Below are 25,968 nucleotides of genomic sequence, written 5' to 3'. Positions count from 1 at the left end.
CTAAAAGTTATAACATTGTTTTTAAAATATCTTCAATATCTTTTTCAGTTGTATCAGGGTTTATAAAACAAAAACGAGCACATGTTTCATTTGTAGAGTTAGTTATCCATTTCGTTGGTGTAACTAAAGCAAAACCTTCATCATGGTTTTTATAAGTCCAATCACGATAATCTTCTGGCGTCCACCCAATTCTTTTAAATAAAACACATGACAAGCCTGGTTCTCTAATTAATTCTACATGAGGCATTTGCTTAATCTGTTTTGCAGCATTTTGCGCTAAGCTTAAACCGCGTTCTATTGCCTCTGTGTATTTTTTGGTGCCATGCATGGCTAAAGAATACCAAAGCGGTAACCCTCGAAGTCGTCTTGTTAGTTGTATTTGATAATCTGACGGATTAAATCCTTGCGCACCTTCATCTTTAAAAATATCTAGGTACGATCCTTTTTGAGAGTGAGCATTTCTAGCTAACTCCATATTCTTATAAATTACCGCTCCACAATCGTAGGGAGAGAACATCCATTTATGAGGATCGATTGTAATACTATCGGCTTGCTCAATACCTTTAAACAAAGACCTAACTGATGGCGCTGCTAAAGCACCGCCACCGTATGCTGCATCGACATGAAACCAAAGTTTTTCGGTTTTACAAATTTCAGCTATATGGTCTAGCTCATCTATAATGCCTGCATTTGTAGTGCCTCCAGTTGCTACAACGGCAAATAGACGTTTACGGTCAAATTCAGATAAAGTAGAAATTGTATTTTGCAAGGCCTCACCAGTGAGCTTATGCTCTTCATGATCATCAACTGTAATAATATCTGCATCGATAACCTTTGCCATTGATTTCACAGATGAATGAGCGCCCATTGAGGTAATCACTAAGGCTTTCAAGCCTTTATTGTGATTATCTAGAGTTCGCCAATATTCTCTTGCAGCAATCATGGCGGATAAATTTGCAGCTGTACCACCACTTGTAAATACACCAAAAGAATTTTCAGGTAGTCCAGTTAAAGACACTAACCATTTCATAGCTTGATTTTCACAAAAAATTCCGCCACCGCCTGTCATCCAGTAAGCTCCATGAATACTGGCTGCCGATGTTACCAAATCGAATAAAATTGCGGCTCGTGTTGGCGCAGCTGGCACAAAAGCTAAATGTCGTGGATGATCTACTGGTACAGCTGCTTTCACTAACACATCTTTAAAAAGTCGGAATGCTTCTTCTCCTCCAATTCCTTTTTCAGTAACGGTCTCACCTACTAATTTTAAAAGCTCTTCTTCTTTTTTGGGCTTACTAAGTTCTGGAGATGTATTAGAGATTCTATTAATGGCATATTTCATAATATCTAGAGTCATTTCTACAGTCTCTAAATCTATGGAGTGCATACTTTTCATAAGTGTGTTTCATTTATGTTTAAATTATTATGCTTGTTTGAGTAACTTCAACAGAAGCGACAAGCAAAATAAGCTACTATAATTAATTTTCAATATGATAAATATCAAGTTCTATTGCGGTAAATTCGCCTTTCAAAGGCTTTAGTTGATCTTTCAAAACATGAATAAAATCTTCGCCACTGTCAACATAAACTTCGCTAAAATTGAGGTGTCGTTCTTGTAAGCCACCATTTGGAAACAGCATATCTTGCAATGACATGGCTCTATTTAAGAGATCACTTAACTTTCGCTTTTGTGCTTTTAGTAATCTTTTTTCTAAATGCTTTAAGCCATTAATCTGTTTTTGTTCTTGTGCAGCGACAGCTCCTTCGAACGAAGCATCAGTTAATAAAGCTGTTCTATACAAACTTGAAAATTGTTGTTTTAAAAATTGAATTTGCTCAGAAAAATCAATATCAATTTCAGATTCCCTTTTCACAATCTTCTCGGTTAAATCTGCCTTGCTTAGAAATAAATCTTGAATGTTTAAGTTAAGCTGTTTTATTTTTTTTGCTGTTTTATCTGAATAAAGTAATACCGAATTACGAAGTAAAAGTAATGGAAAAGCAATTTTTTGTGAATCAAAAAATGATTTTAATTGAAGCCAATAAGCTAGCTCTCCACCGCCACCGATATAACATAAATTTGGTAATACAACTTCTTGATAAAGCGGACGCATAATGACATTTGGCGAAAAACGTTCTGGGTGATCGTCTATCAGCTGAAGTAGTTCAGATTCTGAAAACTTAAGTTGCGTTTCTAAAACATGAAAATAACCATCTTGCTTAACAATGCGCTCACGAATACCATTTTCGATATAAAACAGATTGATTTTACGTGGATTAACTTGGATATTATATCCCTTTTCTTTCAAGTTTTCTGATTGTGAAAGTACATGTTTATATGCTGTTTGATTAAGCAATTCATCTTTAATATAACCTGAAAAACATTGTTTTAATTGAGGATGATTCGGCTTTAAAACTACTAAACCGTATTTTGAGAAGAGTGCATTGACCAAGTAAAAATGTGCCTCTGCTAAATTATCATGACCTACATAGGCTTGTTGAAATAAATTCAATAAGTCTTCTGCGTTTTTATGATCACCTAATAATTGTGACAACTGATTCAATAAGTCATCTATTGAAGAAGTTGAAAACTCACCTACTGGACCTGTTTGTTTACTTGTCCAGCTCACTTTTTTACGCTTGAAATTAAAAAAATTGATTTCTTCGAAATCGTGATCTTCAGAAGCCATCCAATACATAGGAACAAAGTTTTGTTCAGGATAAGTTTCAGAAAGTTCTTCGCAGAGATTTATGGTGGATATAATTTTGTAAAAAAAATACAGTGGTCCCGTGAATAAATTAAGCTGATGACCTGTAGTAATTGTAAATGTATTCTCTAGCTTTAGATTTTCAATATTTGTTAAAGTAAGTTGTGATGCATCAATAGAGTCGTAATCGTTTTGAAGCACCTCGAATAGGACTTGACGGTTTTGATGGTTAAAGTTATTAGCTTTAATCTCTAATTGAGACTTAAAAGCTTCAATTTTCGGAAAATCTGAAATAAATGATTTAAAATCAGGAGATTGCTCTACATAATTATAAACCAATTCTGAAAAGTGATTGGTGTCTCGATATTTTAAACAGTCTACCATAATATACTTTTGAGTCTCTACAAAAATAAGCTAGCTAACTTAAAATGCTCCTAATTAATCGTTAATTGCTTATGAGGTTGGCTCACCGTAGAGGTCAAAATCTTCAGCTTGAGTGATTTTAATGTGAGCAAAATCACCCAATTTAAGATAATATTTTCGAGCATCTACTCGAACTTCATTATCTACATCTGGCGAATCAAATTCGGTTCGTCCTACAAAATAATTACCTTCTTTACGGTCGAAAACACATTTAAATACTTGTCCTATTTTTTCTTGATTGAGTTCCCATGAAATTTGAGATTGTATTTCCATGATTTCGTTAGCGCGTTGCATTTTAACTTCATCAGGCACATCATCTTCAAGACTATAAGCATGCGTGTTTTCTTCATGAGAATAGGTAAAGCAGCCTAAACGCTCGAAGCGCATGTCTTTAACCCATTGCTTTAATTCTTCAAAATCAGCTTCAGTTTCGCCAGGATAACCAACAATTAACGTAGTTCTAATCGCCATTTCAGGGACAATTTGTCTAAATTTACGAAGTAAATTAGTTGTCTTTTCATGAGTTGTACCACGTCTCATAGACTTTAAAAGGTGATCGGAAATATGTTGTAGCGGGATATCTATATAGTTACAAATTTTAGGCTCATTTTTAATCACATCGAGCACATCTAAAGGAAATCCAGTAGGAAAAGCATAATGAAGCCTTATCCACTCTATACCTTCAACTTTTACAAGTTGCTGCAGTAGTTCTGCTAGGTTTCTTTTTTTATATAAATCTAAACCATAATAGGTTAAATCTTGAGCGATTAAAATTAATTCTTTAACACCGTTTGAAGCTAGCTTAGTGGCTTCTTCAACTAATTCTTCAATTGGTTTAGATTTGTGTCCGCCGCGCATTAGTGGTATTGCGCAAAAAGAGCATGGCCGATCACATCCTTCAGCAATTTTTAAAAAGGCGTAGTTTTTTGGTGTTGTGGTTAGGCGTTCACCAATCAATTCATGTTTATAATCTGCGCCTAAAGCTTTTAATAAGGCAGGAAGTTCAGTAGTTCCAAAATATTGATCTACATCGGGAATTTCTTTTTGGAGATCTGGCTTATAGCGTTCTGACAAACAACCTGTCACAAAAACTTTTTCGACTTCTCCAGCTTCTTTACGCTCAACAAAATCAAGAATCGTATTTACCGATTGCTCTTTAGCATTATCGATAAAGCCACATGTGTTAATCACGACTACATCACCTTCTTGCTCATGAACAACATCTTTTTGATTGGCTTTGAGTTGCCCCATTAATACTTCAGAATCATAAATATTTTTACTACATCCTAAAGTGACCACATTAATTTTGTGCTTTTTAAGGGTTTTTGTGCGCATATAAATTTATTGTAAAATTGAATTTAACCAAACCACAGCTTCAGCCTCGTAATATCTAATTGCCGAAATTATTAAGATGCTTACTATAACAAATAACCAATTGGTTTGTTCAGATTTAAGTAAATACCAAGCAATTAAGCCAAGTATTAGTAAAGGTAATGTAAGAACTAAATTAGGTAGAACCCAAGCGCCGTTAAAAATAGCAGATAATTTTAAGACAAAATAAAATGCTGCGTATATAGCGGTGATTTTAGTAATAACTAACTTTGTTCTTTCACTGCTAAATGGCTTTGATGGTTTTTGATCTGCCATATTTATTTATTGAAAAACGAATCTACAAATTCATATTTATTAAAAATCTGAAGATCATTTATACCTTCGCCAACACCAATATATTTAACAGGAACTTTAAACTGATCACTTATTCCTATAACAACACCACCTTTTGCAGTGCCATCTAATTTAGTAACAGCTAGCGCCGTAACTTCTGTAGCTGCGGTAAATTGTTTAGCTTGTTCGAAGGCATTTTGACCAGTTGAACCATCTAACACAAGCAAAACTTCGTGAGGCGCATCATCAACAACTTTTTGCATGACACGTTTAATTTTTGTTAGCTCATTCATTAAATTCACTTTATTGTGTAAACGCCCTGCAGTATCTAAAATAACAACATCAGCATCTTTTTTAACAGCACTTTGAACAGTATCAAATGCTACAGATGCAGGATCACTACCCATTTTTTGTTTTATGATAGGTACATCAACACGATCTGCCCAAATTTGAAGCTGGTCTATCGCAGCGGCTCTAAAGGTATCTCCAGCACCTAAAACAACTTTTTTTCCTTGATTTTTAAATTGTTGAGCTAACTTACCAATAGTGGTTGTTTTACCAACACCATTTACACCAACAACCATAATCACATATGGCTTATTACCTTCAGGAATATGTAGAGATTCGTAATTACCATGTTCTTGTTCGCTTAGAAGGCCTGCAATTTCTTCCCGTAATATCTGATTAAGTTCATCAGTACCTAGGTATTTATCTCTAGAAACACGGTCTTCAATACGATCTATTATTTTAATTGTTGTAGCTACCCCAACATCGCTTGAAATTAAAACTTCTTCAAGATTGTCTAAGACAGCATCATCTACTTTTGATTTTCCTGCAACTGCCTTAGATAGTTTACCAAAGAAAGAAGTTTTAGACTTCTCAAGACCTTCATCTAGCTTTTCCTTTTTATCTTTAGAGAATATATTTTTAAAAAATCCCATATGGTCATGGTTTAGAGCAAAGCGCTGTGATTATTATAAATAGTCTGCAAATATAGTGAAAAAACAAAAAGCCGTCACTTAGTTGTAACGGCTTTGTTTTATGCTATTGTATTGAACTTACTTCGCTTTAAAGTAATCATTTACATTTTCTGGATTCATTATTTTTTCCTCAAAAACGTAAGCACCAGATTTAGGTGATTTTACCATTCTGATGGCTTTCGTAAGACGTTTGCTACCTGTTTGTATAGATGCGACTGATTTCTTTGCCATAACTACTTAATTTCTTTGTGAATTGTCATTTTTTTCATGATAGGATTAAATTTCTTCAATTCTAATCTATCAGGTGTGTTTCTTTTATTCTTTGTAGTAACATAACGAGATGTACCCGATAAACCTGAGTTTTTATGCTCGGTACATTCTAGTATAACTTGAACTCTATTTCCTTTCTTTGCCATGGCCTAATTATTTTTTCAAGAAACCTTTTGCTCTAGCTTCTTTTAAAACTGCTGAAATTCCTTTTTTGTTGATCGTTTTTAACGCAGAAGTCGCTACCTTAAGGGTAATCCATTTATCTTCTTCAGGAATATAAAAACGTTTTTTAACTAAATTAACGCTAAATTTCCTTTTTGTTCTATTTAAGGCATGAGAAACATTGTTTCCCGTCATTGCTCTTTTACCAGTAAGTTCACAAACTCTAGACATTTTACTTGTATTTAGGTGTTATTTAAAACAGGATGCAAATTAAAGACTTTTTTCTGAATTAGCCAAAATAAAACTTTGCCAAATTTAATTAATTTATTGATGCACAATATCACAAGTTGAAATGAATTCAAGCAACTATATTTAAACATCAGGTTTTGCATTTTATTTTTTTAACTTTAACTCTAACTATAACAGCAAATATAAATGAAGGACATATACGACTAGCTAGCAATTAAATATATAATTAAGATGTGCTATTGGTATTTTCACGTCATATATATATCGTCAATTTATATTAAATAACTCGCTATGTAATAACTCGAGAGATTTGTTGACTGCTTTTTGAGTTACACGTTCACGATGATTCCCAAAATTAAAATCGAAAACTTCAACTCTATTAGGTGTTGCAATCGCAATGTAAACAGTGCCTATTTCAGCATCGCTGTCGCCTTTTTCTGGACCGGCATTTCCTGTAGTTGCGACAGCATAGTCTGCATTAAACATTTGTTGCGAACGTTGTGCCATCTGTTTAGTTATTTCAGCACTTACAACCGAGTACTTTTTTATCATTTCTTCTGAAATTCCTAAAACATCATGTTTTGCTGAAGTTGCATAACTTACTATTGAACCTTTATAAAATTGAGATGCGCCTGGTTTTTCAGTAAAAGCTGCTGCTAACCGACCGCCCGTACAACTTTCGGCTGTTACAAGTGTTTTATGATGCTTCACAAGTTTTTGTGCGATTTGTTCTTCTAAACTTTGGTCATCTTCAAAGCCTTTAATGATGTTACCAATTAGAGGGTATAAACCTTTTATAGCTTGATCTATTGATTCTTCTAAATATTTTCGATTAAAGCCTTTGGCAGACAAACGTAGTCTCACGCGGCCTAAACTTGGCAAATAAGCAAGCTTGATTACCTCTGGTAAATTAGCTTCCCAAGCAGAAATTTTTTCAGCAATTGCACTTTCTCCTAAACCATAAGTTAAAACGGTTTTATGTATTATAAATGGTGTTTCATACTTATCTTTAAGCTTAGGTAAAACTTCATTGTTGAAAATTGACTTCATCTCGAATGGCACACCCGGCATAGAGATAAATACTTTTTGTGCTTGATCAAACCACATTCCTGGCGCAGTACCATATTGGTTATGTAAAACTTCTGCTGTTTTAGGTAACATCGCTTGAGTCTTATTAGACTCTAAGATAGGAGTTTTAACGTATTTCTTAAATAATTCTTCTACATGAGCTAACACGTCTTTATTGAGTTTTAATTCATCATTAAAAAACTCACAAAACGTATGCTTTGTAATATCATCTTTTGTTGGTCCTAAACCGCCAGTTACTATAATTACGTCTGCTCGATTTGAAGCCTCATCTAAAGCATTTAATATGTGCAAGCGATCGTCTTGAACTGATGAAATTTGATAAACTTGAATTCCTATTTTATTCAATTCTTTTGCTAAAAATGCAGAATTAGTATCAATTATTTGACCAATTAATATTTCGTCGCCTATAGTTATTATCTCAGCTTTCATAATATTATTTTATACGTAAATCTATTAATTGGTGGTCTTCTAAACTTGCTTTTAAATGATCATTAACTTCAATTGGACCTACGCCTGCTGGAGTTCCTGTAAAAATTAAATCTCCGATTTTTAAAGTGAAATATTGAGAAACATTTGCAATAATTTCATCAATACTAAAAATCATTTGTCTGGTGTTACCTTGTTGTACAATTTGGTCATTTTTAGTTAAGCTGAAATTTAATTTCTGCAAATCTTCAAATTGTGATTTATCGAGCCATTTATTTCCTAAAACACAAGAACCATCAAATCCCTTAGCTTTTTCCCATGGTAAGGATTGTTGTTTTAGTTGTTGCTGCAAATCCCTAGCAGTAAAATCGATTCCTAAGCCGACTTCTTGATAATACTTATGAGCAAACTTCTGATCGATATGTTTACCAAGTCGATTTATTTTAATAACCACTTCTAGCTCATAATGGATGTTATTTGAGAACTCTGGTATAAAAAAAGCTTGGTTTTTAGGTAAAACTGAAGAGTCAGGTTTTAAAAATATTACAGGCGCTTCGGGTTTTTGATTGCCTAATTCTGAAATATGATCATTATAATTACGACCGATACAAATAATTTTCATGCTCTACGATTTACTTCGTCGCTAATTTTCTCAATTTTATGCGAGTTAATATTTTTTTTGTGTAGCGTGGGAAATCGGCGTTTTGAATCCAACCAAAGTAACCAGGCTCTTTCTCTAAAACATCTTCGACTTTTTTACCTTTATGTTTGCCGAATGAAAATACTTCTTCTCCATTTTTATTAAATACTATGAAACCCGCAAGGTCTGCAAACTTTTTATGTGTACTAAATTCAGCTAACCACTTGGTATCGTTTTGCAAATCTTCATAGCGGTCAAGTTGAGATTTTAGAACTTCATATGTGGCATTAGTATCTGCTTCAGCAGAATGGGCATCATTTAGGTTTTTATTACAATAAAATTTATAAGCTGCCTCAAGCGTACGTTTCTCTTTCTTGTGAAATATGGTTTGCACATCGATTGCTTTAACCTTGTCAAGATCAAAATCAATTTCAGTTCGTAACATTTCTTCAGCTAGTAAAGGAATGTCGAATCGATTACTATTGTAGCCAGCTAAATCTGCACCTTCGAGCAATTGCTGAATTTTAGGTGCTAATTCATTAAAACTAGGTTCATTTTCTACATCTTTATCACTAATACCATGTACAGCTGTTGTTTCTGGCGGAATAGGAATTCCTGGATTAACACGCCATGTATAAGACTCTTTATTATGATTTGGAAAAACCTTAAGTATAGAAATTTCAACAATGCGATCTTTTGTAACGTTTACACCAGTTGTTTCAAGGTCGAAAAAACAAATTGGCTTGTGAAGATTTAATTCCATTAATTTTTTTTTACAAAAATAGAATTAATAAAATCTTCAACTTCAAAAAAAACAAGTTTATAAAATAATTGGAAATTTTTTAATATATTTCAAAAAATTATACCTGGATGAATTTACGCTATGTTTCCTATATGAGTGTACAAACTCAAGTTATGAGTAAAACTGAAGTTGAAAATTTTTTATTCAAAATAAGAGAAAAAAATAAGCGATTAGCAATTACTGGCGTTTTATTATTAATTCAAGGTAAATTTGTGCAATATATTGAAGGTCCTGAAGAAGAAATTGATCGCGTTTATAAAAAAATAAAGCATGACCCTAGGCATAACGATTTATTACTTTTAGATAATGGTTATCTTGAAAATAGACAATTCACCAATTGGTCTATGGCTTATAAAGAAGTTGAAGACAATCATATCAAGAGCATTGTTGGCCAAAAAGACTTACATCTTGATGATGTCTTTTTAAATCCTACAGAAGATAAAACCCATCCAGTTTTAAAAATACTTTATAATTTTACCAAAACACTTTCTAGCTAAAAAAAGAGCCCACAAACTAATTGAAGGCTCTTCTTGTAAGATTATTAATTACAGTTATGTTATTTTCTAGCTATTACAGCTTTTGTCTTTTCAACAATAGCTGCAGCATTTAAACCGTATTTTTGCATTAATTGTGCAGGAGTACCACTTTCTCCAAAAGTATCTTGAGTTGCAACGAACTCCTGAGGTACTGGAAGATTTTGTGTTAAGGTTCTGGCAACACTTTCGCCTAAACCACCTAAAAAATTATGCTCTTCTGCGGTAACTACACATTTTGTTTTAGCAACCGATTTTAAAATAGCACCTTCATCAAGCGGCTTAATAGTGTGAATATTTATCACTTCGGCGCTTATACCAGCTTCATTTAAAGTTTTTGCTGCTTCTAAGGCCTCCCAAACTAGATGTCCTGTCGCAATGATACTTACATCTTTACCTTCAGTTAATTGCAATGCTTTTCCAATCTCAAAATTTTGGTTTTCAGGAGTAAAATTGGCTACTTTTGGTCTTCCAAATCGTAAATACACAGGACCATCATGCTCAGCAATAGCAATGGTTGCTGCTTTAGTTTGGTTGTAATCACAAGTGTTTATAACCGTCATTCCTGGTAACATTTTCATCAAACCAATATCTTCTAATATCTGATGTGTTGCGCCGTCCTCACCTAGAGTTAAACCTGCATGCGATGCACAAATTTTTACATTTTTACCTGAGTAGGCGACAGACTGTCTAATTTGGTCATAAACGCGGCCAGTCGAAAAATTAGCAAAAGTTCCTGTGAAAGGAATTTTACCACCAATGGTTAAACCTGCAGCTATACCAATCATGTTAGCTTCAGCAATTCCCACTTGAAAAAAACGTTCAGGATATTTTGCTTTAAAAGCATCCATTTTTAACGAGCCTGTTAAATCAGCACATAAAGCGACTACATTTTCATTTTTTTGACCTAAAACTTCTAGTCCAGCACCAAAGCCAGACCTTGTATCTATATTACCGCTATTTATATATGTTTTCATGATATTTTCTTAAAAATTAATAGTCTCCTAAAGTTTCTGGGTTTTGAGATAGTGCACTTTCTAGTTGAACATCATTAGGTGCTTTCCCGTGCCAGGCATGAGTTCCCATCATAAAATCAACACCATGACCCATTTCTGTTTCCATTAAAATAACAATTGGCTTTAGGTTTCCTGTTTGAGATTTAGCAAGAGAAAGTGTTGACTGTATAGCTTTGATATCATTACCATCTTTTAATTCTAAAACGCTCCAGCCAAAAGCTTCAAACTTTGCTTTTAAATCACCAAGAGCTAAAACATCATCTGTAGAGCCATCAATTTGTTTTTTGTTATAATCTACCGTTGCCACTAGATTATCAACATGATTAGCAGCGGCGTACATAATCGCTTCCCAGTTTTGGCCTTCCTGCAATTCACCATCACCATGTAATGTATAAACTATACTATCATCATTATTAAGTTTCTTGGCGGCAGCTGCACCAATTGCCACCGACAAACCTTGACCTAATGAACCTGATGCAATACGAACACCTGGCAAGCCTTCATGCGTTGTCGGATGACCTTGTAATCTGGAGTCAATTTTTCTAAATGTTTGTAATTCTTTTACAGGAAAAAATCCAGAACGGGCTAAAACACTGTAAAATACAGGTGAAATATGGCCATTAGACAAAAAGAAGAGATCTTCATTTTTTCCATCCATATCAAAATCTTTAGAATAATTCATAATCTCTTGATAGAGAACTGAAAAGAATTCGGCACAACCCAGCGAACCGCCTGGATGACCTGAATTTACCTGATGTACTTGTCTTAGAATATCACGTCTAACTTGCGTGACAAAATCTTGAAGTTGTTGTGTTGTAGACATTTATGTAATAATATTAAAAGTTGCACAAAAGTACTATTTTTATGAAAGAATTCTTGCTCAAATTTATGTGATTTATTGAAACTAAATAAAATTTCAATTTCAATTTAGTAAAGGCTCTTAGAATAGAGTTACCTATATTTGCAACCTAGTTGAAATTTATATGAAATTTGAGAAACATAAAGTAGACCCGCTTTCAAAAGCTCGTGCTGGAACAATTACAACAGATCACGGAACAATAGAAACGCCTATTTTTATGCCTGTTGGCACTAGAGCTACAGTTAAAGGCGTTCATCAAAAGGAACTTCGTGAAGCTATAAATCCAGATATTATATTAGGTAACACATATCATTTATTTTTAAGACCTGGTACAGAAATTTTGAAAAAAGCTGGTGGCTTACATCAGTTTATGAATTGGGATCGTAACATTTTAACCGATAGTGGCGGCTATCAAGTTTACTCACTTTCTGCGAATAGAAAGATTAAAGAAGAAGGTGTGAAATTTAAATCTCATATTGATGGTTCTATGCATTGGTTTACACCAGAAAATGTCATGGATGTTCAACGTGAAATTGGTGCTGATATTATTATGGCTTTTGATGAATGCACGCCATATCCTTGTGACTATAAATACGCTAAAAGAAGCATGCACATGACGCATCGCTGGCTTGAACGATGCATTAAACGCATTAACGAAACCGAGCCTTTATATGGGCATCAACAAACATTGTTCCCGATTGTTCAAGGCAGTACATATAAAGACCTAAGAAAACAGTCTGCAGAATATATTGCTGGCGTTGGTGCTGAAGGTAACGCTATTGGCGGCTTGTCGGTTGGTGAACCAGACGATGAAATGTATGCTATGACCGAAGTTGTTAATAACATTTTACCAGAAGACAAACCACGTTATTTAATGGGTGTTGGCACACCAATTAATTTATTAGAAAATATTGCTTTAGGTGTTGATATGTTTGACTGCGTAATGCCAACTCGAAATGCTCGAAACGGAATGTTATTTACAGCTGATGGCTTTATTAACATCAAAAACAAAAAATGGGAAGACGACTTCTCTCCTATCGATGCTAACGGTTATACTTGGGTTGATACGGAATATTCAAAAGCATACTTGCGCCATCTTTTTAGCGTTAAAGAACTATTAGGACTTCAAATTGCAAGTATTCATAATTTAGGCTTTTACCTTTGGTTGGTTCGCGAGGCCAGACAACAAATTATTGATGGTACATTTAAGCCATGGAAAGAAAAAATGGTAAAAAATATGGCAACACGTTTATAAATTGAAAATACTTGACTGGTACATATTAAAAAGATATTTAGGCACATTTGGTGTTCTCATTTTATTATTTATTCCAATAGGAATTGTAATCGATTTATCAGAAAAAATTGATGATATGATCGAAAATGAAGCACCATTAGATGCCATTTTGACCTATTATTTTGATTTTACAATTTATTTTGCCAACCTATTATTTCCAATACTTCTATTTTTATCAGTCATTTGGTTCACTTCAAAATTAGCTAATAACACCGAAATTATTGCATTTTTAAGCTCTGGAGTTTCATTTTCAAGATTTCTTAGACCTTATATTATTGGCGCGACAATTGTTTGCACAATAGCTTTAGCATTTAGTTTGTACTTGTACCCTAATGCTAGCGAAGGTTACAACAAGTTTAAATACACTTATTTAAAAAAAGGAAGACAAGTTAGGCAAACCCAAGATATTTACACCCAAGTGAATGATAATGAATTTATTTATGCAGCTAATTTAAGAACCGAAGCCAAAATTGCCCGTAACTTTACTTTAGAACATTTTGAAGATAATGAGCTAAAATTTAAAATAAGTGCAAGGCGTTTAAGATTTAAAGACTCAATTTACACTTTAACTAATTATGTTATGCGTAAAGTTGGAGAACGTGAAGATGTAATTATTAAAAAAAATTCATTTGACACCATTCTACCATTTAATTTTGAAGCTCTAATTCCGGTAAATTACATCGCTGAAACTCTAAATTACACTGAATTAAATGAGTTTATTGAAAAAGAGCGTAAAAAAGGCTCTGGACTTATAAATACTTACTTAGTTGTGGCTTATAAGCGATGGAGCATTCCCGTATCTGCATTTATACTTACAATAATTGCTGTTTCAGTTTCAGCAATGAAACGCCGTGGCGGAATGGGCGTTAATTTAGCAATTGGTGTTGTTATTGCTTTCACCTACATTTTTTTAGATAAAGTGTTTGGTACAATTGCTGAAAAATCAACATTTTCACCATTCCTAGCCGTCTGGTTTTCAAATATTGCATTTAGTATATTAGCCATAATTTTACTCCAAAAAGCAAAACGATAACTAATTTTACAACTTGATTTTACATTTTGTAACGGTAGTTCAAAGTGGTTTCATATATTTGTTTGCTGATTTAAAATAAAAAATCATGGAATATTTAGAATTTGAGTTGCCTATAAAAGAACTCCAAGAACAATACGAAAAGGCCTGTAAAATCGGCGCTGATAGCGATGTTGATGTCACTGGCACATGCCAACAACTCGAAAAAAAGATAGAAGATACAAAAAAAGATATTTATAAAAATCTTACAGCCTGGCAACGTGTTCAGCTCTCACGTCATCCTAACAGACCTTATACCTTAAATTACATTCAAGCCATTTGTGGCGATACTTTTTTAGAATTACACGGCGATCGCAATTATGGTGACGACAAAGCCATGATTGGAGGTTTAGGAAAAATCGGTGACCAATCCTACATGTTTATCGGTCAGCAAAAAGGCTATAACACAAAAACACGTCAGTATCGTAATTTTGGTATGGCAAATCCAGAAGGCTATCGTAAAGCTTTACGTTTAATGAAAAGTGCCGAAAAATTTAATATTCCTGTAGTGACTTTTATCGATACACCAGGTGCGTTTCCTGGTCTTGAAGCCGAAGAACGTGGCCAAGGTGAAGCTATCGCCCGAAATATTATTGAGATGAGCCAACTTAAAGTTCCTATCATTTCAGTTATTATTGGTGAAGGTGCTAGTGGTGGCGCATTAGGTATTGGTGTCGGTGACCGAATTTTAATGCTTGAAAACACTTGGTATTCTGTAATTTCTCCAGAGTCATGCTCTTCTATTTTATGGCGCAGTTGGGAACATAAACAAACAGCTGCAGAGGCATTAAAACTAACAGCAAAAGATATGAAACGCCTTAAGATTATAGACCAAATTGTTAAAGAGCCGTTAGGAGGCGCCCATAGCGATCAAGAAAAAACTTATAAAACTGTTGCTAGTACAATCACCAAAACTTTCGGCGAACTTAAAAAGTTATCAGCTGAAGATTTAGTAAATCAACGCATGGATAAATATATTAATATTGGGGTTTATAAAGATTAAATTCAAATATATCTAGAAGTTAATTAATCCGAAGTGTCAATAACTTCGGATTTTTTTAGTTATCAACATAATTATTAAGTTATTAACAATCAAATTGTTGATGACTTGTTAATAGCAAATCAAGTCTTTTAACGTATTGACAAATTAGATTTTCATACTTTCGTTTTATGGAACAAATAAAATCAAGCCAAACAAAATCTCAACAAAACCAAGAAGTCATTAACTTACAGCGTGGTAAAATACCGCCTCAAGCTGTTGATATTGAGGAAGTTGTTTTAGGCGCGATGCTTATCGATAAAAAAGGTGTTGATGAAACCATCGATATTTTAAAACCAGAAGCTTTTTACAAAGAGGCACATCAACATATTTATGAAGCTATTAAATATTTATTTGAGCAGGGTCAGGCAATTGACTTGTTAACAGTTGCAAATGAGTTAAAAAAGGAAAAAAAATTAAGTCTTTGCGGTGGCGAATATTACCTCATTCAACTCACACAAAAGGTATCTTCTTCAGCTCATATTGAATACCATGCTCGTATCATTTTACAAAAATATATACAACGAAGTCTTATTCATATCTCAAATGAAATCATAGAAGAAGCTTATGATGAAGGGACTGACGTTTTTGATTTATTAGATCATGCAGAATCTAAGTTATATGAAGTTACTCAAGGTAATATCAAAAAATCTTCAGAGACTGCTCAGCAATTAGTCATGCAAGCCAAAAAGCGAATTGAAGAAATTTCAAACAAAGAAGGCTTAAGTGGTATTCCATCTGGATTTAATGATTTAGACAAATTAACATCTGGTTGGCAACCAAGTGATTTAATTATAGTTGCGGCGCGTCCAGGTATGGGTAAAACAGCTCTAACTTTATCGATGGCTAGAAATATTGCCGTTGGTCAAGGCGTTCCAGTAGCATTTTTCTCCTTAGAAATGTCATCTGTACAATTAATTACACGTTTAATTTCATCAGAAACAAGCCTATCTTCTGAAAAACTTAGAACAGGTCAACTTGAACAACACGAATGGGAATTACTCAATGTTAAAGTAAAATCTTTAGAAAAAGCACCATTATTTATTGATGATACACCATCGCTTTCAATTTTTGATTTACGAGCAAAGGCTAGACGCCTATCTTCACAACATGGTATTAAATTAATTGTAATTGACTACCTTCAACTTATGACAGGTGGTTCAAGCAATAAAAATGGAAACCGTGAACAAGAAATTTCAACCATTTCAAGAAACTTAAAAGCTTTAGCTAAAGAACTAGATGTACCAGTAATTGCTCTTTCACAGTTGTCACGTGCAGTAGAAACACGTGGTGGAAGTAAAAGACCTCTTTTAAGTGATTTAAGAGAATCTGGCGCAATTGAACAAGATGCAGATATTGTATCCTTTATATTTAGACCTGAATATTATGGTATCGAAGAATGGGACGATGATGATGCCACACCAACTGAAGGTCAAGCCGAATTTATTGTTGCCAAACACAGAAATGGTGGGCTTGATAATATTAGACTTAAATTTGTCGGTCACCTTGGTAAATTTGAAAACCTTAACACCTTTGACGCACCATTAGAAGAAATTAGCTCGAGCATGAATAGCGATGACCAAATTTCAACGGCTCATCTACCCAATTCAGACGATGTTTTTGGAGATGATTCACCTAACTTAAATGCCGATGATGATAATGGTGTTCCTTTTTAAAAACACTTTATGAAATTTAAACTGACTGCCTTTTTATTGTTTGTTAGCTTATTCGCTAAGGCTAATTTTATTCTAATTCCGATGGATTACGAAAGTCAGAGTAATCATTTAAAGGCTTACGGAATTACCTATTGGTTATTAGAACAACAACAAAAAGTTCAATGGCTTTTAAACCACAGAGGCGGCTCATTTTTAACAAGCTATACTGACGACTTAAAACGTGAGTGCATCATAAGAAATGTAGATTTTGAAGTGATTTCGAATACTGAAGCAAAAAATTTACTTAAAAGTATTGATAGTCCTTCTGAAAACAAATCAGCTGTAATTCTAGAAAAAGCTCCTAAAATTGCTGTTTATACTCCAACAGACAAAGCGCCTTGGGATGATGCTGTAACCATGGTTTTAACCTATGCTGAAATTCCTTATGAAACGATTTATGATAAAAATGTTCTTGAAAATGAACTTTTATTGTACGATTGGTTGCATTTGCATCATGAAGATTTTACAGGTCAATATGGAAAATTTTATCGCGCTTATCGTGCACAATCCTGGTATATTGAAGCCAAGCAGGAAGCTGAAGCTTTGGCGAAATCTTTAGGGTACAACAAAGTCTCTAAAGAGAAACTAGCTGTCGCTAAAAAAATTAAAGATTATGTAATTGGTGGCGGATTCATGTTCGCGATGTGCAGTGCAACAGATTCATTTGATATTGCGCTCTCAGCTGAAGGCGTAGACATTTGTGAGCCCATGTTTGATGGCGACCCTAGTGATCCAGGTTATCAGTCTAAAATTGACTACTCAAAAACATTTGCCTTTACTGATTTCATTTTAGAAAAAAGCCCTATGGTTTATGAGTATTCTTCTATTGATATGACTTCTAGACGGAAAGTGCCTATGCAAAAAGATTACTTCACTTTAAATGAATATTCTGCCAAGTGGGATCCAATTCCAACAATGCTAAATCAAAACCATACTGCTTTAGTTAAAGGTTTTATGGGACAAACCACTGCTTTTAATCCAAATCAAATTAAATCGAATGTTTTAGTTCTAGGAAAAAATAGGGTGAATGGTGAAGCCCGTTACATTCATGGAATTAAAGGAAAAGGATTTTTTACATTTTATGGCGGTCATGATCCTGAAGATTACAGACATATGGTCGGTGACCCAAAAACTGAACTTAAGCTACATCCTAACTCACCTGGTTACCGTTTGATTTTAAATAATATCTTGTTTCCAGCGGCTAAAAAACAAAAGAAAAAAACTTAGTCTTTAAAAAGTTTTTTCTTTCTAAGTTCGAAGTTTTGCCCTAAATAAACTTTACGAACCATTTCGTCTTCAGCAAGCTCTTCAGGAATACCGTGTTTTAAAATTTTGCCTTCAAACATTAAATAGGTATGATCTGTAATAGCAAGTGTTTCTTGCACATTATGATCGGTAATTAAAATACCAATATTTTTATTTTTAAGCTGAGCAACAATTTTCTGAATATCTTCAACTGCAACAGGATCTACACCAGCAAAGGGTTCATCTAATAAAATAAATTTTGGATCAGTTGCTAAAGCACGAGCAATTTCAGTTCGGCGACGTTCGCCTCCAGAGAGCAAATCACCTCGGTTTGTTCTGATATGGTTAAGTCCAAATTCATCTATTAAACTTTCCATTTTTTCTTCGCGTTCTTGCTTATTTAAACTGGTCAGCTCAAGAACGCTCATGATGTTGTCTTCAATACTTAATTTCCTAAAAATTGAAGCTTCTTGCGCTAGGTATCCAATTCCATTTTGTGCACGTTTGTACATCGGAAATTTTGTAATATTGGTGTCATTCAAGAAAATATTTCCTCCATTAGGCTTAATTAAGCCAACAATCATATAAAATGATGTTGTTTTCCCTGCACCATTAGGGCCTAATAAACCAACAATTTCACCTTGACTTACTTCTAACGAAACACCTTTTACAACATTTACGCCTTTATAAGATTTAATAAGGTTTTGGGCTTTTAAAGTGGAAACTTCTTGAGACATAACTATTAATTTTGATGGCGTTTACTAATTTTTACAGTGTATAAACATATTTCAACCACACCGATAAACATAATTGCATAGGCTAAAAGTTCAATACCTTCTTGTCCGCCTGTTTTAACAGGATACACAAAATCGATTAAACTAATTGATTTTTCACCATTTTCTATACTAATATAGCTGTTATGCATTGGCTCTAACAACCAATTCCATATCTTTTTACTACCAAATAATCTTGAAAAAACGTGCAACATGACAAAACCGATTAAAAAAATGGCAAATGAATAAGTTTTAGATAACTCAGCTAATTCAGCCACAAATCGCTTAAAGTTCTTAAACATTAAGTATAAGGTTAACAAAACAAATACAGCAGCAAAAACCTGCCAAGAATTATCAAAAAGATTATAATTAAGCCAGAAATCGAATTCTCGAACAAAATGAACAGCTAAAACACCTGCTAGCGATAGGTTAAAAATTTTAAAAGCTTTAAATGTTTTGCCAAAGTAAGCTAAAAGTAATATTGAAATTGCTAAAGATGTTTCTTGAGCAATTTCGATGGCTGAATCTTCTAAGATTAATGCATCTTTAAAATCGTGACGTATGATTAAGGCTACGCAAAGCATACTTATGGCATAAATTATAAATCTAACTATTAATGGAATTAAATTTTTCATCTTATTCGTTTTGACCAAATTTATCTTCTATGGCATCCCAATATTCATAAGCACGTCTAAGATGTGGAATGACAATTGTACCTCCAACTAAAGTTCCAATACTTAAAGCTTCAACTACTTGCTCTTTTGAAAAACCAGATTTGTAAGATGACTCTAGATGGTATTTTACACAATCATCACACCTCAACACTAGAGATGCTACAAGGCCAAGCAGTTCTTTAGTTTTTTTATCTAAAGCACCTTCAGCAAAAGAATTGGTATCTAAATTAAAAATTCGTTTTAAGACTTTATTGTTGTCCTTAAGAATTTTATCGTTCATTTTCGCTCTGTAAGCGTCAAATTCATCAACTAAATCATTCATTTTTAATTTCTTTTAAGATGTTTTACGGTTTTGTTTCTTTTGTTTTCTGAGGACAAATTTTGAAATATAAATACTAATTTCATACAAAATTAACACAGGAATAGATACGATTACCTGACTAGCAATATCTGGTGGTGTGATAACTGCTGAAATAATCAAGATAAATACCAAGGCGTATTTTCGATTCTTTTTTAAGAATTGAGGTGTTACTAAGCCAACTTTAGTTAAGAAGTAGATAATAATTGGGAGTTCAAAAATTAAACCACTAGCTAAAACTGAAGCTCTAAGTAAACCAATATAACTGCTTAAATCAAAATCATTAAAAACCTGCTCACTTACTGTATATGAGCCTAAAAAATTAATTGATAATGGGGTAATAACATAGTAACCAAAAATAACACCCATAAAAAATAAAAGTGAGGATGAAAAAATAAAAAGTCGTGCATTTTTTCGCTCACTTGTATGCAAAGCAGGCTTAATAAAAGACCAAAACTGATAAATCACGTAAGGAAAAGCCACTATAAAACCAGCTGTAATAGACGTCCAAACATGGGCGCTAAATTGTCCAGCCATGGTTCGGCTTTGGATCCTAAACGGTAATTCTTCGTAACAAAAGCTTTGCTCAAAATCTAAAAAACTGGCAATATCACAAAGCACACGATAGGTATAAAAGTCGATACGCTTTGGACCAAAGATGATAACGTCAAAAATAAATTGTTTAAAAATAAAAGCTAAGGTCGCAGCAATCAATATACCCAATACCGAACGCACCAAATGCCATCTTAAATCTTCTAAATGATCTAAAAATGACATGTTTGCAGGATCCTTTTGTTTCTTTTTTGCCATCTATATAATGCCTTCTTTAACTAAATTATGAATATGAACAACACCTGCATAAGTTGTATTTTCTAGAGCAATAATTTGAGAAATATCATTTGCTTCAAGAACTTCTAAAGCATCTACAGCCATGGCATCATGTGAAATAGTTTTTGGTGAAACACTCATTATATCTTTTGCTTTTAAACGACTAAAATCATCATTATTTTTCAGCATTCGTCTTAAGTCACCATCTGTAATAACACCTACAACTTCAGCATTATCAATAACAGCTGTTACGCCTAACATTTTTTCAGAAATCTCTACAATAACTTCTTTTATAGAGGCTTCTGGCGAAACTTGAGGCTTTTCATTTTGAGCAATTAAATCGCTCACTCTTAAATACAAAGCTTTACCTAAAGCACCGCCAGGATGATATCGTGCAAAATCCTGACTGGTAAAGCCTCGCAGATTCAATAAAGCTACAGCCAAAGCATCACCCATAACCAATTGTGCAGTGGTACTTGTGGTTGGCGCTAAATTATTTGGACAAGCTTCTTTTGAGACGTAACTATTTAAAACATGATGAGCTTGTGTACCCAAAAAAGAAGTTTTATTCCCAGTAATCGCGATTAATGGATTTTTGAAATTTTTCAACAAAGGTATGAGTACTTTTATTTCTGGAGTATTACCGCTTTTTGAAATACAAATTACAACATCATCTTGTTGAATGTTTCCCAAATCACCATGAATAGCATCTGCAGCATGCATAAAAATTGCAGGCGTCCCAGTAGAGTTCATCGTTGCAACAATTTTATTTGCTATGATGGCACTTTTACCAATCCCTGTAATAACAACACGACCTTTACAATTGTATATGAGCTTCACAGCTTGTTCAAAATCATCATTTACAGATTCTACTAAATTTGCAATTGCTTTTGCTTGCAGTTCAATTGTTTCTTTTGCCAAAGTTTGTATATTTGATGTAGACATCTTCAAAATTTAAAACGCACTTGTAAAATTGAATTAATTGCGTATATTTAAAGATGCAAAGGTAAATAAAACATCATATTATATATTAAATTGGCACAATACAATTTACACAAAGAATTAAAAAAATACTTTGGCTTTAATGAGTTTAAAGGCTTACAGGAGGAAGTTATTAAAAGTATTTTAGCAAATAATCACACATTTGTAATCATGCCAACTGGTGGCGGAAAATCACTTTGTTACCAGTTACCGGCTTTAATTAAAGAAGGAACCGCTATTGTAGTATCTCCACTAATAGCATTAATGAAAAATCAAGTTGATGCATTACGAGGGATTTCAGAAAATCATGGCATAGCACACGTGTTAAATTCTTCTTTAAACAAAACTCAAGTAAAGCAAGTAAAATCAGATATCTCTAACGGAATCACGAAATTACTTTATGTTGCTCCCGAGTCTCTTACAAAAGATGAATATGTCGATTTTTTAAAGTCTGAAAATATCTCTTTTTTAGCCATAGATGAAGCGCATTGTATTTCTGAATGGGGTCATGATTTTCGACCAGAATACCGAAATTTAAAAAAAATCATTGGCAGAATAGGCGAAAACATACCTATTATAGGACTTACGGCAACAGCAACACCTAAAGTTCAAGAAGACATCCTAAAAAACCTAGGTATTCCAAAAGCCAAAACATTTAAAGCTTCATTTAATAGACCAAACTTGTATTATGAAATTAGACCAAAAACAGCACAGGTTGATTCTGAAATTATCAAGTTTGTCAAGCAAAATGAAGGTAAAAGTGGAATTATTTATTGCTTGAGTAGAAAGCGTGTTGAACAACTTTCACAAACTCTACAAGTTAATGGCATTAAGGCCATTCCTTATCATGCAGGCTTAGATGCCAAAACACGTAGCAAACATCAAGATATGTTTTTAATGGAAGATATCGATGTTGTCGTGGCAACTATTGCATTTGGTATGGGTATAGACAAACCTGATGTAAGATTTGTAATACATAATGATATTCCTAAAAGTATTGAAAGCTATTATCAGGAAACTGGTCGTGCTGGACGTGACGGCGGCGAAGGTCACTGCTTGGCTTTTTACAGTTATAAAGATATTGAAAAACTTGAAAAATTTATGAGCGGTAAACCGGTGGCTGAACAAGAAATAGGCCACTCATTATTGCAAGAAGTTGTTGCTTTTGCTGAAAGCTCGGTCTCTCGACGGAAATTTATCCTGCACTATTTTGGTGAAGAATTTGATAATGAAACAGGTGAAGGTGGCGATATGGATGATAATGTACGTTATCCTAAATCTAAGTCAGAAGCAAAAGATGAAGTCGTTTTATTACTTGAAACAATAAAAGCAACTGGAAGCATTTATAAGCCTAAAGATATTGTACAAACTCTTATCGGAAAAACCAATGCTTTAATTAAATCTCATAAAACTGACCAACAAGCCAATTTTGGCAAGGGTAAGGATAAAGATAAAAATTATTGGATGGCACTACTAAGACAAGTTATTGTTGATGGTATGCTACGCAAAGATATTGAAAGTTATGGTGTGGTTAAACTTACTGAAAAAGGCGAAGATTTTTTAAAAAAACCATCTTCATTTATGATGACTGAAGATCACACGTTTTATAATGATCAACCAGCAGCACCAAAAAAAGCTACTGGAAGTGACGATAAACTTTTAAAACAGCTTAAAGATTTACGCAAAAAAGTAGCTAGAAAAAAAGATGTCCCTCCATTTGTTGTTTTTCAAGATCCTTCTATTGAAGATATGGCACTTAAATACCCTATTACTTTAGAAGAATTAACCAATATTCATGGCGTCGGTGAAGGAAAAGCAAAAAAATACGGAAAAGAGTTTATTAATTTTATTAGTAATTACGTTGAAGATAACGACATCATTAGACCAGACGATTTAGTTGTAAAATCAACTGGAGCAAATAGTGGTAATAAACTTTATATTATTCAAAATGTTGACAGAAAATTACCATTACCTGACATAGCACAATCAAAAGGTATGGAAATGGAAGACTTCATTAAAGAAATGGAAGCCATTGTTTTCAGTGGGACAAAACTTAATATTTCTTATTGGATAGATGATATTCTTGATGAAGAACAACAAGAAGAAATTCATGAATACTTTCTTGATGCAGAATCTGACAGCATTGATGATGCCCTAGAAGAATTTGAAGGTGATTACGATGAAGAAGAACTTAGGCTATACCGTATAAAGTTTACCAGTGAAGTTGCCAATTAAACCTCAACTTTCTAACACAAAAAAACCCTGAATAAACTTCAGGGTTTTTTGTGTATTGGACTTAATTTAAAAAATCATTTTAAGCCTTAGGATTAAATACTTCAGCCAACATACAGCGAGCACTTCCACCACCATGTTTTTCAATAGTTTCAAGATTAGCATATAATATGCTTGTGTACTTTTCAATAGCTTCAATCTGATCTTGACGTAAACTATTATAAGCAGTCTGACTCATAACCAAAAAATGCTTGTCATCTTTTCCCTTTACTTGTAGCATATTGCCAGCAAATTGGTGCATTTGAGCTTCGCTAATATTGATAATTTCTTTTTGGTCTTTCTTTAAGCTCTTTGTTAGCATCTTTTTTTCTTTAGCATCATCGATACTGTCAAGACAAACTACTGCAAACTCTTGAGCAATACACATCATTACATTGGTATGATAAATCGGTAATCTTTTATCATTAACTGTTTGATTGGCTTCAAACATAATAGGTGTAAACTCAAAATCCTCACAAAACTCAATGAATAAGTCTTCTGAAGCTCTTGGAGAAATGGCACAATAAGCTTTTCGGTTTTCTCGGTCTAAAATTAAACTTCCAGTCCCTTCTAAAAAAACTGCGTCATCTTCAGCAGATGTATAATCAACTACATTGTTAATTTTAAAACCGTGAGCCTCAATTTGATCTAAAATATCAGGTCGTCTTTCTCTTCTTCTATTTTCAGCAAACATAGGATAAAGCGCTATATCGCCATTAGCATGAAATGAAATCCAATTGTTTGGAAAAATAGAATCTGGTGTATCCTGAGCTTCAATATCATCTAAAACAATCACATTAATTCCTTTGCCTTTAAGCAGTTCAACAAAATGATCAAACTCAGATTGGGCTTTTTGATTAACTGTTGCTTGTAGTTCTTGTGTGCTTTTTTGAAAATAATTATTTACAGCTGTTTCTTCATTCATTCTGAATCTAACAGGCCTAATCATTAAAACAGTATTGGTAATTTGTGACATATTATTCTCGTATTAAAGGTAATGTAGAGCATCGCAACAAGCCTTCTTGTTTTGCTATTTCTTTGTAATTTACAGTTTCAACAGTAATGTTTCTTTCAGTTAACCATTGATTTAAACGGCTAAATCTTTTGTCTGAAATGACGACGTCTTCAGCTATTGAAAAAATATTACTTGTCATATTAAACATCTCATCTTTATCAATTTTAAAAACATTTTCTTCTCCAAAAAATTGCACTAACCAGTTAAAATCATCTGGATTTAAAAATCCATTTTCATGAATAATAGCATATTTAGAACCTACAGGCTGAAAGCAACAATCTAAATGCAAAGCGTTTTCTTTTGGGTCATTATTATCTTTACGCAAATTGAACGCTTTAACAGTTTTATGCGGAAATAACTCTTGCAGAGCAGCAACCGCTTCAGTATTGGTTCGAGCTGTTATAAATGAAGAGTAATCTTCACCCAAATAAGTACCTACAAAAATGAAGTCTCCATGAGGCATCACATCACCACCTTCTATATGACAATGCTCTGGAAGAACAACCACCTTTTCAGGATCTATTTGGTCAATTATATGATGAATTGCTTCGATTTCTTGTTCTCGATCGGGTAAAATATTAGCTCTAATAAATTTATCGTCAATCACAAAGCCAATATCTCTTGAAAATATTTGATTGTAATTTTGTATTAATTGAGGCCTAAAAACATGGACATCATATTTTTTTAAAACTTGAGCAACCTCATCCATTTCAGAAATCATGTCTGCTTCAGTCGGATAAGTTCCGTTTTCAATATGCATTTTAGACTTAGGATCATAAGCATCTTCAATCTTTGGCGTTGGTCCGTTAGAATTGGCAATACCTAATATCACGGTTGTTAGCCGAGAGGTTTCATTTTGAATGTTGAGTGATAACATAAGTTAA

27 protein-coding genes are annotated in these 25,968 nt (G+C 33.5%); 7 read left to right on the top strand and 20 right to left on the bottom strand.

What is annotated here, in order from left to right; translation table 11 throughout:
• Nucleotides 1-7: 7 nt before the first annotated feature.
• The 11 genes from IMZ30_RS08425 to IMZ30_RS08375 form a co-directional block, all read right to left on the bottom strand.
• The gene (locus tag IMZ30_RS08425; RefSeq protein WP_207037868.1) at nt 8-1,396 is read right to left on the bottom strand and encodes a pyridoxal phosphate-dependent decarboxylase family protein; all 1,389 of its coding nucleotides are present in this window, start codon (nt 1,394-1,396) and stop codon (nt 8-10) included.
• Nucleotides 1,397-1,478: 82 nt separating this feature from the next.
• A complete protein-coding gene (bshC, locus tag IMZ30_RS08420) occupies nt 1,479-3,092 on the bottom strand; it encodes a bacillithiol biosynthesis cysteine-adding enzyme BshC (protein ID WP_207037867.1) in 1,614 nt (537 codons plus the stop codon).
• Between the two features lie 69 nt (nt 3,093-3,161).
• A complete protein-coding gene (rimO, locus tag IMZ30_RS08415; protein WP_207037866.1) occupies nt 3,162-4,466 on the bottom strand; it encodes a 30S ribosomal protein S12 methylthiotransferase RimO in 1,305 nt (434 codons plus the stop codon).
• Between the two features lie 6 nt (nt 4,467-4,472).
• Nucleotides 4,473-4,778 (bottom strand): hypothetical protein, encoded by a 306-nt coding sequence (locus IMZ30_RS08410; protein WP_207037865.1) that lies wholly within the window; start codon nt 4,776-4,778, stop codon nt 4,473-4,475.
• A 2-nt stretch (nt 4,779-4,780) separates the two neighbouring features.
• Nucleotides 4,781-5,737 (bottom strand): signal recognition particle-docking protein FtsY, encoded by a 957-nt coding sequence (gene ftsY / locus IMZ30_RS08405; protein ID WP_207037864.1) that lies wholly within the window; start codon nt 5,735-5,737, stop codon nt 4,781-4,783.
• A 117-nt stretch (nt 5,738-5,854) separates the two neighbouring features.
• Nucleotides 5,855-6,007: a DUF4295 domain-containing protein gene (locus tag IMZ30_RS08400; RefSeq protein ID WP_207037863.1), complete on the bottom strand. Its 153-nt coding sequence runs from the start codon at nt 6,005-6,007 to the stop codon at nt 5,855-5,857.
• A gap of 2 nt (nt 6,008-6,009) precedes the next feature.
• Complete coding sequence (rpmG, locus tag IMZ30_RS08395; RefSeq protein WP_073193291.1) at nt 6,010-6,192, bottom strand: 50S ribosomal protein L33; 183 nt, start codon at nt 6,190-6,192, stop codon at nt 6,010-6,012.
• A gap of 7 nt (nt 6,193-6,199) precedes the next feature.
• Nucleotides 6,200-6,439 (bottom strand): 50S ribosomal protein L28, encoded by a 240-nt coding sequence (gene rpmB / locus IMZ30_RS08390; RefSeq protein WP_073193292.1) that lies wholly within the window; start codon nt 6,437-6,439, stop codon nt 6,200-6,202.
• A 285-nt stretch (nt 6,440-6,724) separates the two neighbouring features.
• Entirely contained in the window at nt 6,725-7,975 is a 1,251-nt protein-coding gene (locus IMZ30_RS08385; protein WP_207037862.1) for a competence/damage-inducible protein A, read from the bottom strand.
• 4 nt (nt 7,976-7,979) lie between these two features.
• Nucleotides 7,980-8,594 carry a fumarylacetoacetate hydrolase family protein gene (locus IMZ30_RS08380; RefSeq protein WP_207037861.1) on the bottom strand — a complete coding sequence of 205 codons (615 nt, stop codon included), beginning with the start codon at nt 8,592-8,594 and terminating at the stop codon, nt 7,980-7,982.
• Between the two features lie 10 nt (nt 8,595-8,604).
• Nucleotides 8,605-9,375: a 3'-5' exonuclease gene (locus tag IMZ30_RS08375; RefSeq protein ID WP_207037860.1), complete on the bottom strand. Its 771-nt coding sequence runs from the start codon at nt 9,373-9,375 to the stop codon at nt 8,605-8,607.
• Between the two features lie 107 nt (nt 9,376-9,482).
• Here IMZ30_RS08375 and IMZ30_RS08370 point away from each other — a divergent pair, with 107 nt between their 5' ends.
• Nucleotides 9,483-9,911: a BLUF domain-containing protein gene (locus IMZ30_RS08370; protein WP_207037859.1), complete on the top strand. Its 429-nt coding sequence runs from the start codon at nt 9,483-9,485 to the stop codon at nt 9,909-9,911.
• Nucleotides 9,912-9,970: 59 nt separating this feature from the next.
• Here IMZ30_RS08370 and IMZ30_RS08365 read toward each other — a convergent pair whose 3' ends face one another.
• Both IMZ30_RS08365 and IMZ30_RS08360 read right to left on the bottom strand, forming a co-directional pair.
• Nucleotides 9,971-10,924 carry a transketolase family protein gene (locus tag IMZ30_RS08365; RefSeq protein ID WP_207037858.1) on the bottom strand — a complete coding sequence of 318 codons (954 nt, stop codon included), beginning with the start codon at nt 10,922-10,924 and terminating at the stop codon, nt 9,971-9,973.
• Between the two features lie 16 nt (nt 10,925-10,940).
• A complete protein-coding gene (locus IMZ30_RS08360) occupies nt 10,941-11,786 on the bottom strand; it encodes a transketolase (RefSeq protein ID WP_207037857.1) in 846 nt (281 codons plus the stop codon).
• Between the two features lie 160 nt (nt 11,787-11,946).
• Between IMZ30_RS08360 and tgt the strand changes: the two genes are divergently transcribed.
• From tgt to IMZ30_RS08335, 5 genes are all read left to right on the top strand, one after another.
• Nucleotides 11,947-13,077, top strand: coding sequence for a tRNA guanosine(34) transglycosylase Tgt (gene tgt / locus IMZ30_RS08355; RefSeq protein WP_207037856.1), 1,131 nt, complete (start codon nt 11,947-11,949; stop codon nt 13,075-13,077).
• Nucleotide 13,078: 1 nt separating this feature from the next.
• Complete coding sequence (locus tag IMZ30_RS08350) at nt 13,079-14,149, top strand: LptF/LptG family permease (RefSeq protein ID WP_207037855.1); 1,071 nt, start codon at nt 13,079-13,081, stop codon at nt 14,147-14,149.
• A gap of 85 nt (nt 14,150-14,234) precedes the next feature.
• On the top strand, nt 14,235-15,188 hold the full coding sequence (locus tag IMZ30_RS08345; protein WP_207037854.1) for an acetyl-CoA carboxylase carboxyltransferase subunit alpha: 954 nt from the start codon (nt 14,235-14,237) through the stop codon (nt 15,186-15,188).
• A gap of 167 nt (nt 15,189-15,355) precedes the next feature.
• Nucleotides 15,356-16,900, top strand: a complete 1,545-nt coding sequence (dnaB, locus tag IMZ30_RS08340; protein ID WP_207037853.1) for a replicative DNA helicase — start codon at nt 15,356-15,358, stop codon at nt 16,898-16,900.
• Between the two features lie 9 nt (nt 16,901-16,909).
• Nucleotides 16,910-18,166, top strand: coding sequence for an asparagine synthetase B (locus tag IMZ30_RS08335; RefSeq protein ID WP_207037852.1), 1,257 nt, complete (start codon nt 16,910-16,912; stop codon nt 18,164-18,166).
• Here IMZ30_RS08335 and lptB read toward each other — a convergent pair.
• The 5 genes from lptB to IMZ30_RS08310 are packed head-to-tail and all read right to left on the bottom strand — an operon-like array spanning nt 18,163 to nt 21,762.
• Entirely contained in the window at nt 18,163-18,921 is a 759-nt protein-coding gene (gene lptB, locus IMZ30_RS08330) for an LPS export ABC transporter ATP-binding protein (protein WP_207037851.1), read from the bottom strand. The two genes, IMZ30_RS08335 and lptB, sit on opposite strands and share 4 nt — an antisense overlap.
• Nucleotides 18,922-18,926: 5 nt before the next feature.
• Nucleotides 18,927-19,592, bottom strand: coding sequence for a hypothetical protein (locus IMZ30_RS08325; protein WP_207037850.1), 666 nt, complete (start codon nt 19,590-19,592; stop codon nt 18,927-18,929).
• Between the two features lies 1 nt (nt 19,593).
• A complete protein-coding gene (locus tag IMZ30_RS08320) occupies nt 19,594-19,953 on the bottom strand; it encodes a carboxymuconolactone decarboxylase family protein (protein WP_207037849.1) in 360 nt (119 codons plus the stop codon).
• 12 nt (nt 19,954-19,965) lie between these two features.
• A complete protein-coding gene (gene tatC, locus IMZ30_RS08315; protein ID WP_207037848.1) occupies nt 19,966-20,799 on the bottom strand; it encodes a twin-arginine translocase subunit TatC in 834 nt (277 codons plus the stop codon).
• Nucleotides 20,800-21,762 carry an SIS domain-containing protein gene (locus IMZ30_RS08310; protein WP_207037847.1) on the bottom strand — a complete coding sequence of 321 codons (963 nt, stop codon included), beginning with the start codon at nt 21,760-21,762 and terminating at the stop codon, nt 20,800-20,802.
• A gap of 90 nt (nt 21,763-21,852) precedes the next feature.
• Here IMZ30_RS08310 and recQ point away from each other — a divergent pair, with 90 nt between their 5' ends.
• On the top strand, nt 21,853-24,033 hold the full coding sequence (recQ, locus tag IMZ30_RS08305) for a DNA helicase RecQ (RefSeq protein WP_410523990.1): 2,181 nt from the start codon (nt 21,853-21,855) through the stop codon (nt 24,031-24,033).
• Nucleotides 24,034-24,112: 79 nt separating this feature from the next.
• Here recQ and ctlX read toward each other — a convergent pair whose 3' ends face one another.
• Both ctlX and IMZ30_RS08295 read right to left on the bottom strand, forming a co-directional pair.
• Nucleotides 24,113-25,045 (bottom strand): citrulline utilization hydrolase CtlX, encoded by a 933-nt coding sequence (gene ctlX / locus IMZ30_RS08300; protein ID WP_207037846.1) that lies wholly within the window; start codon nt 25,043-25,045, stop codon nt 24,113-24,115.
• 1 nt (nt 25,046) lies between these two features.
• A complete protein-coding gene (locus tag IMZ30_RS08295) occupies nt 25,047-25,961 on the bottom strand; it encodes a dimethylarginine dimethylaminohydrolase family protein (RefSeq protein WP_207037845.1) in 915 nt (304 codons plus the stop codon).
• Nucleotides 25,962-25,968 lie beyond the last annotated feature (7 nt).

This window comes from Psychroflexus sp. ALD_RP9 (assembly GCF_017311165.1).
In the GTDB taxonomy this organism is placed as follows: Bacteria; Bacteroidota; Bacteroidia; order Flavobacteriales; family Flavobacteriaceae; genus Psychroflexus.
The sequence above is the reverse complement of the archived record's forward strand: the minus strand, read 5'-3'. Positions and strand labels throughout refer to the sequence as shown.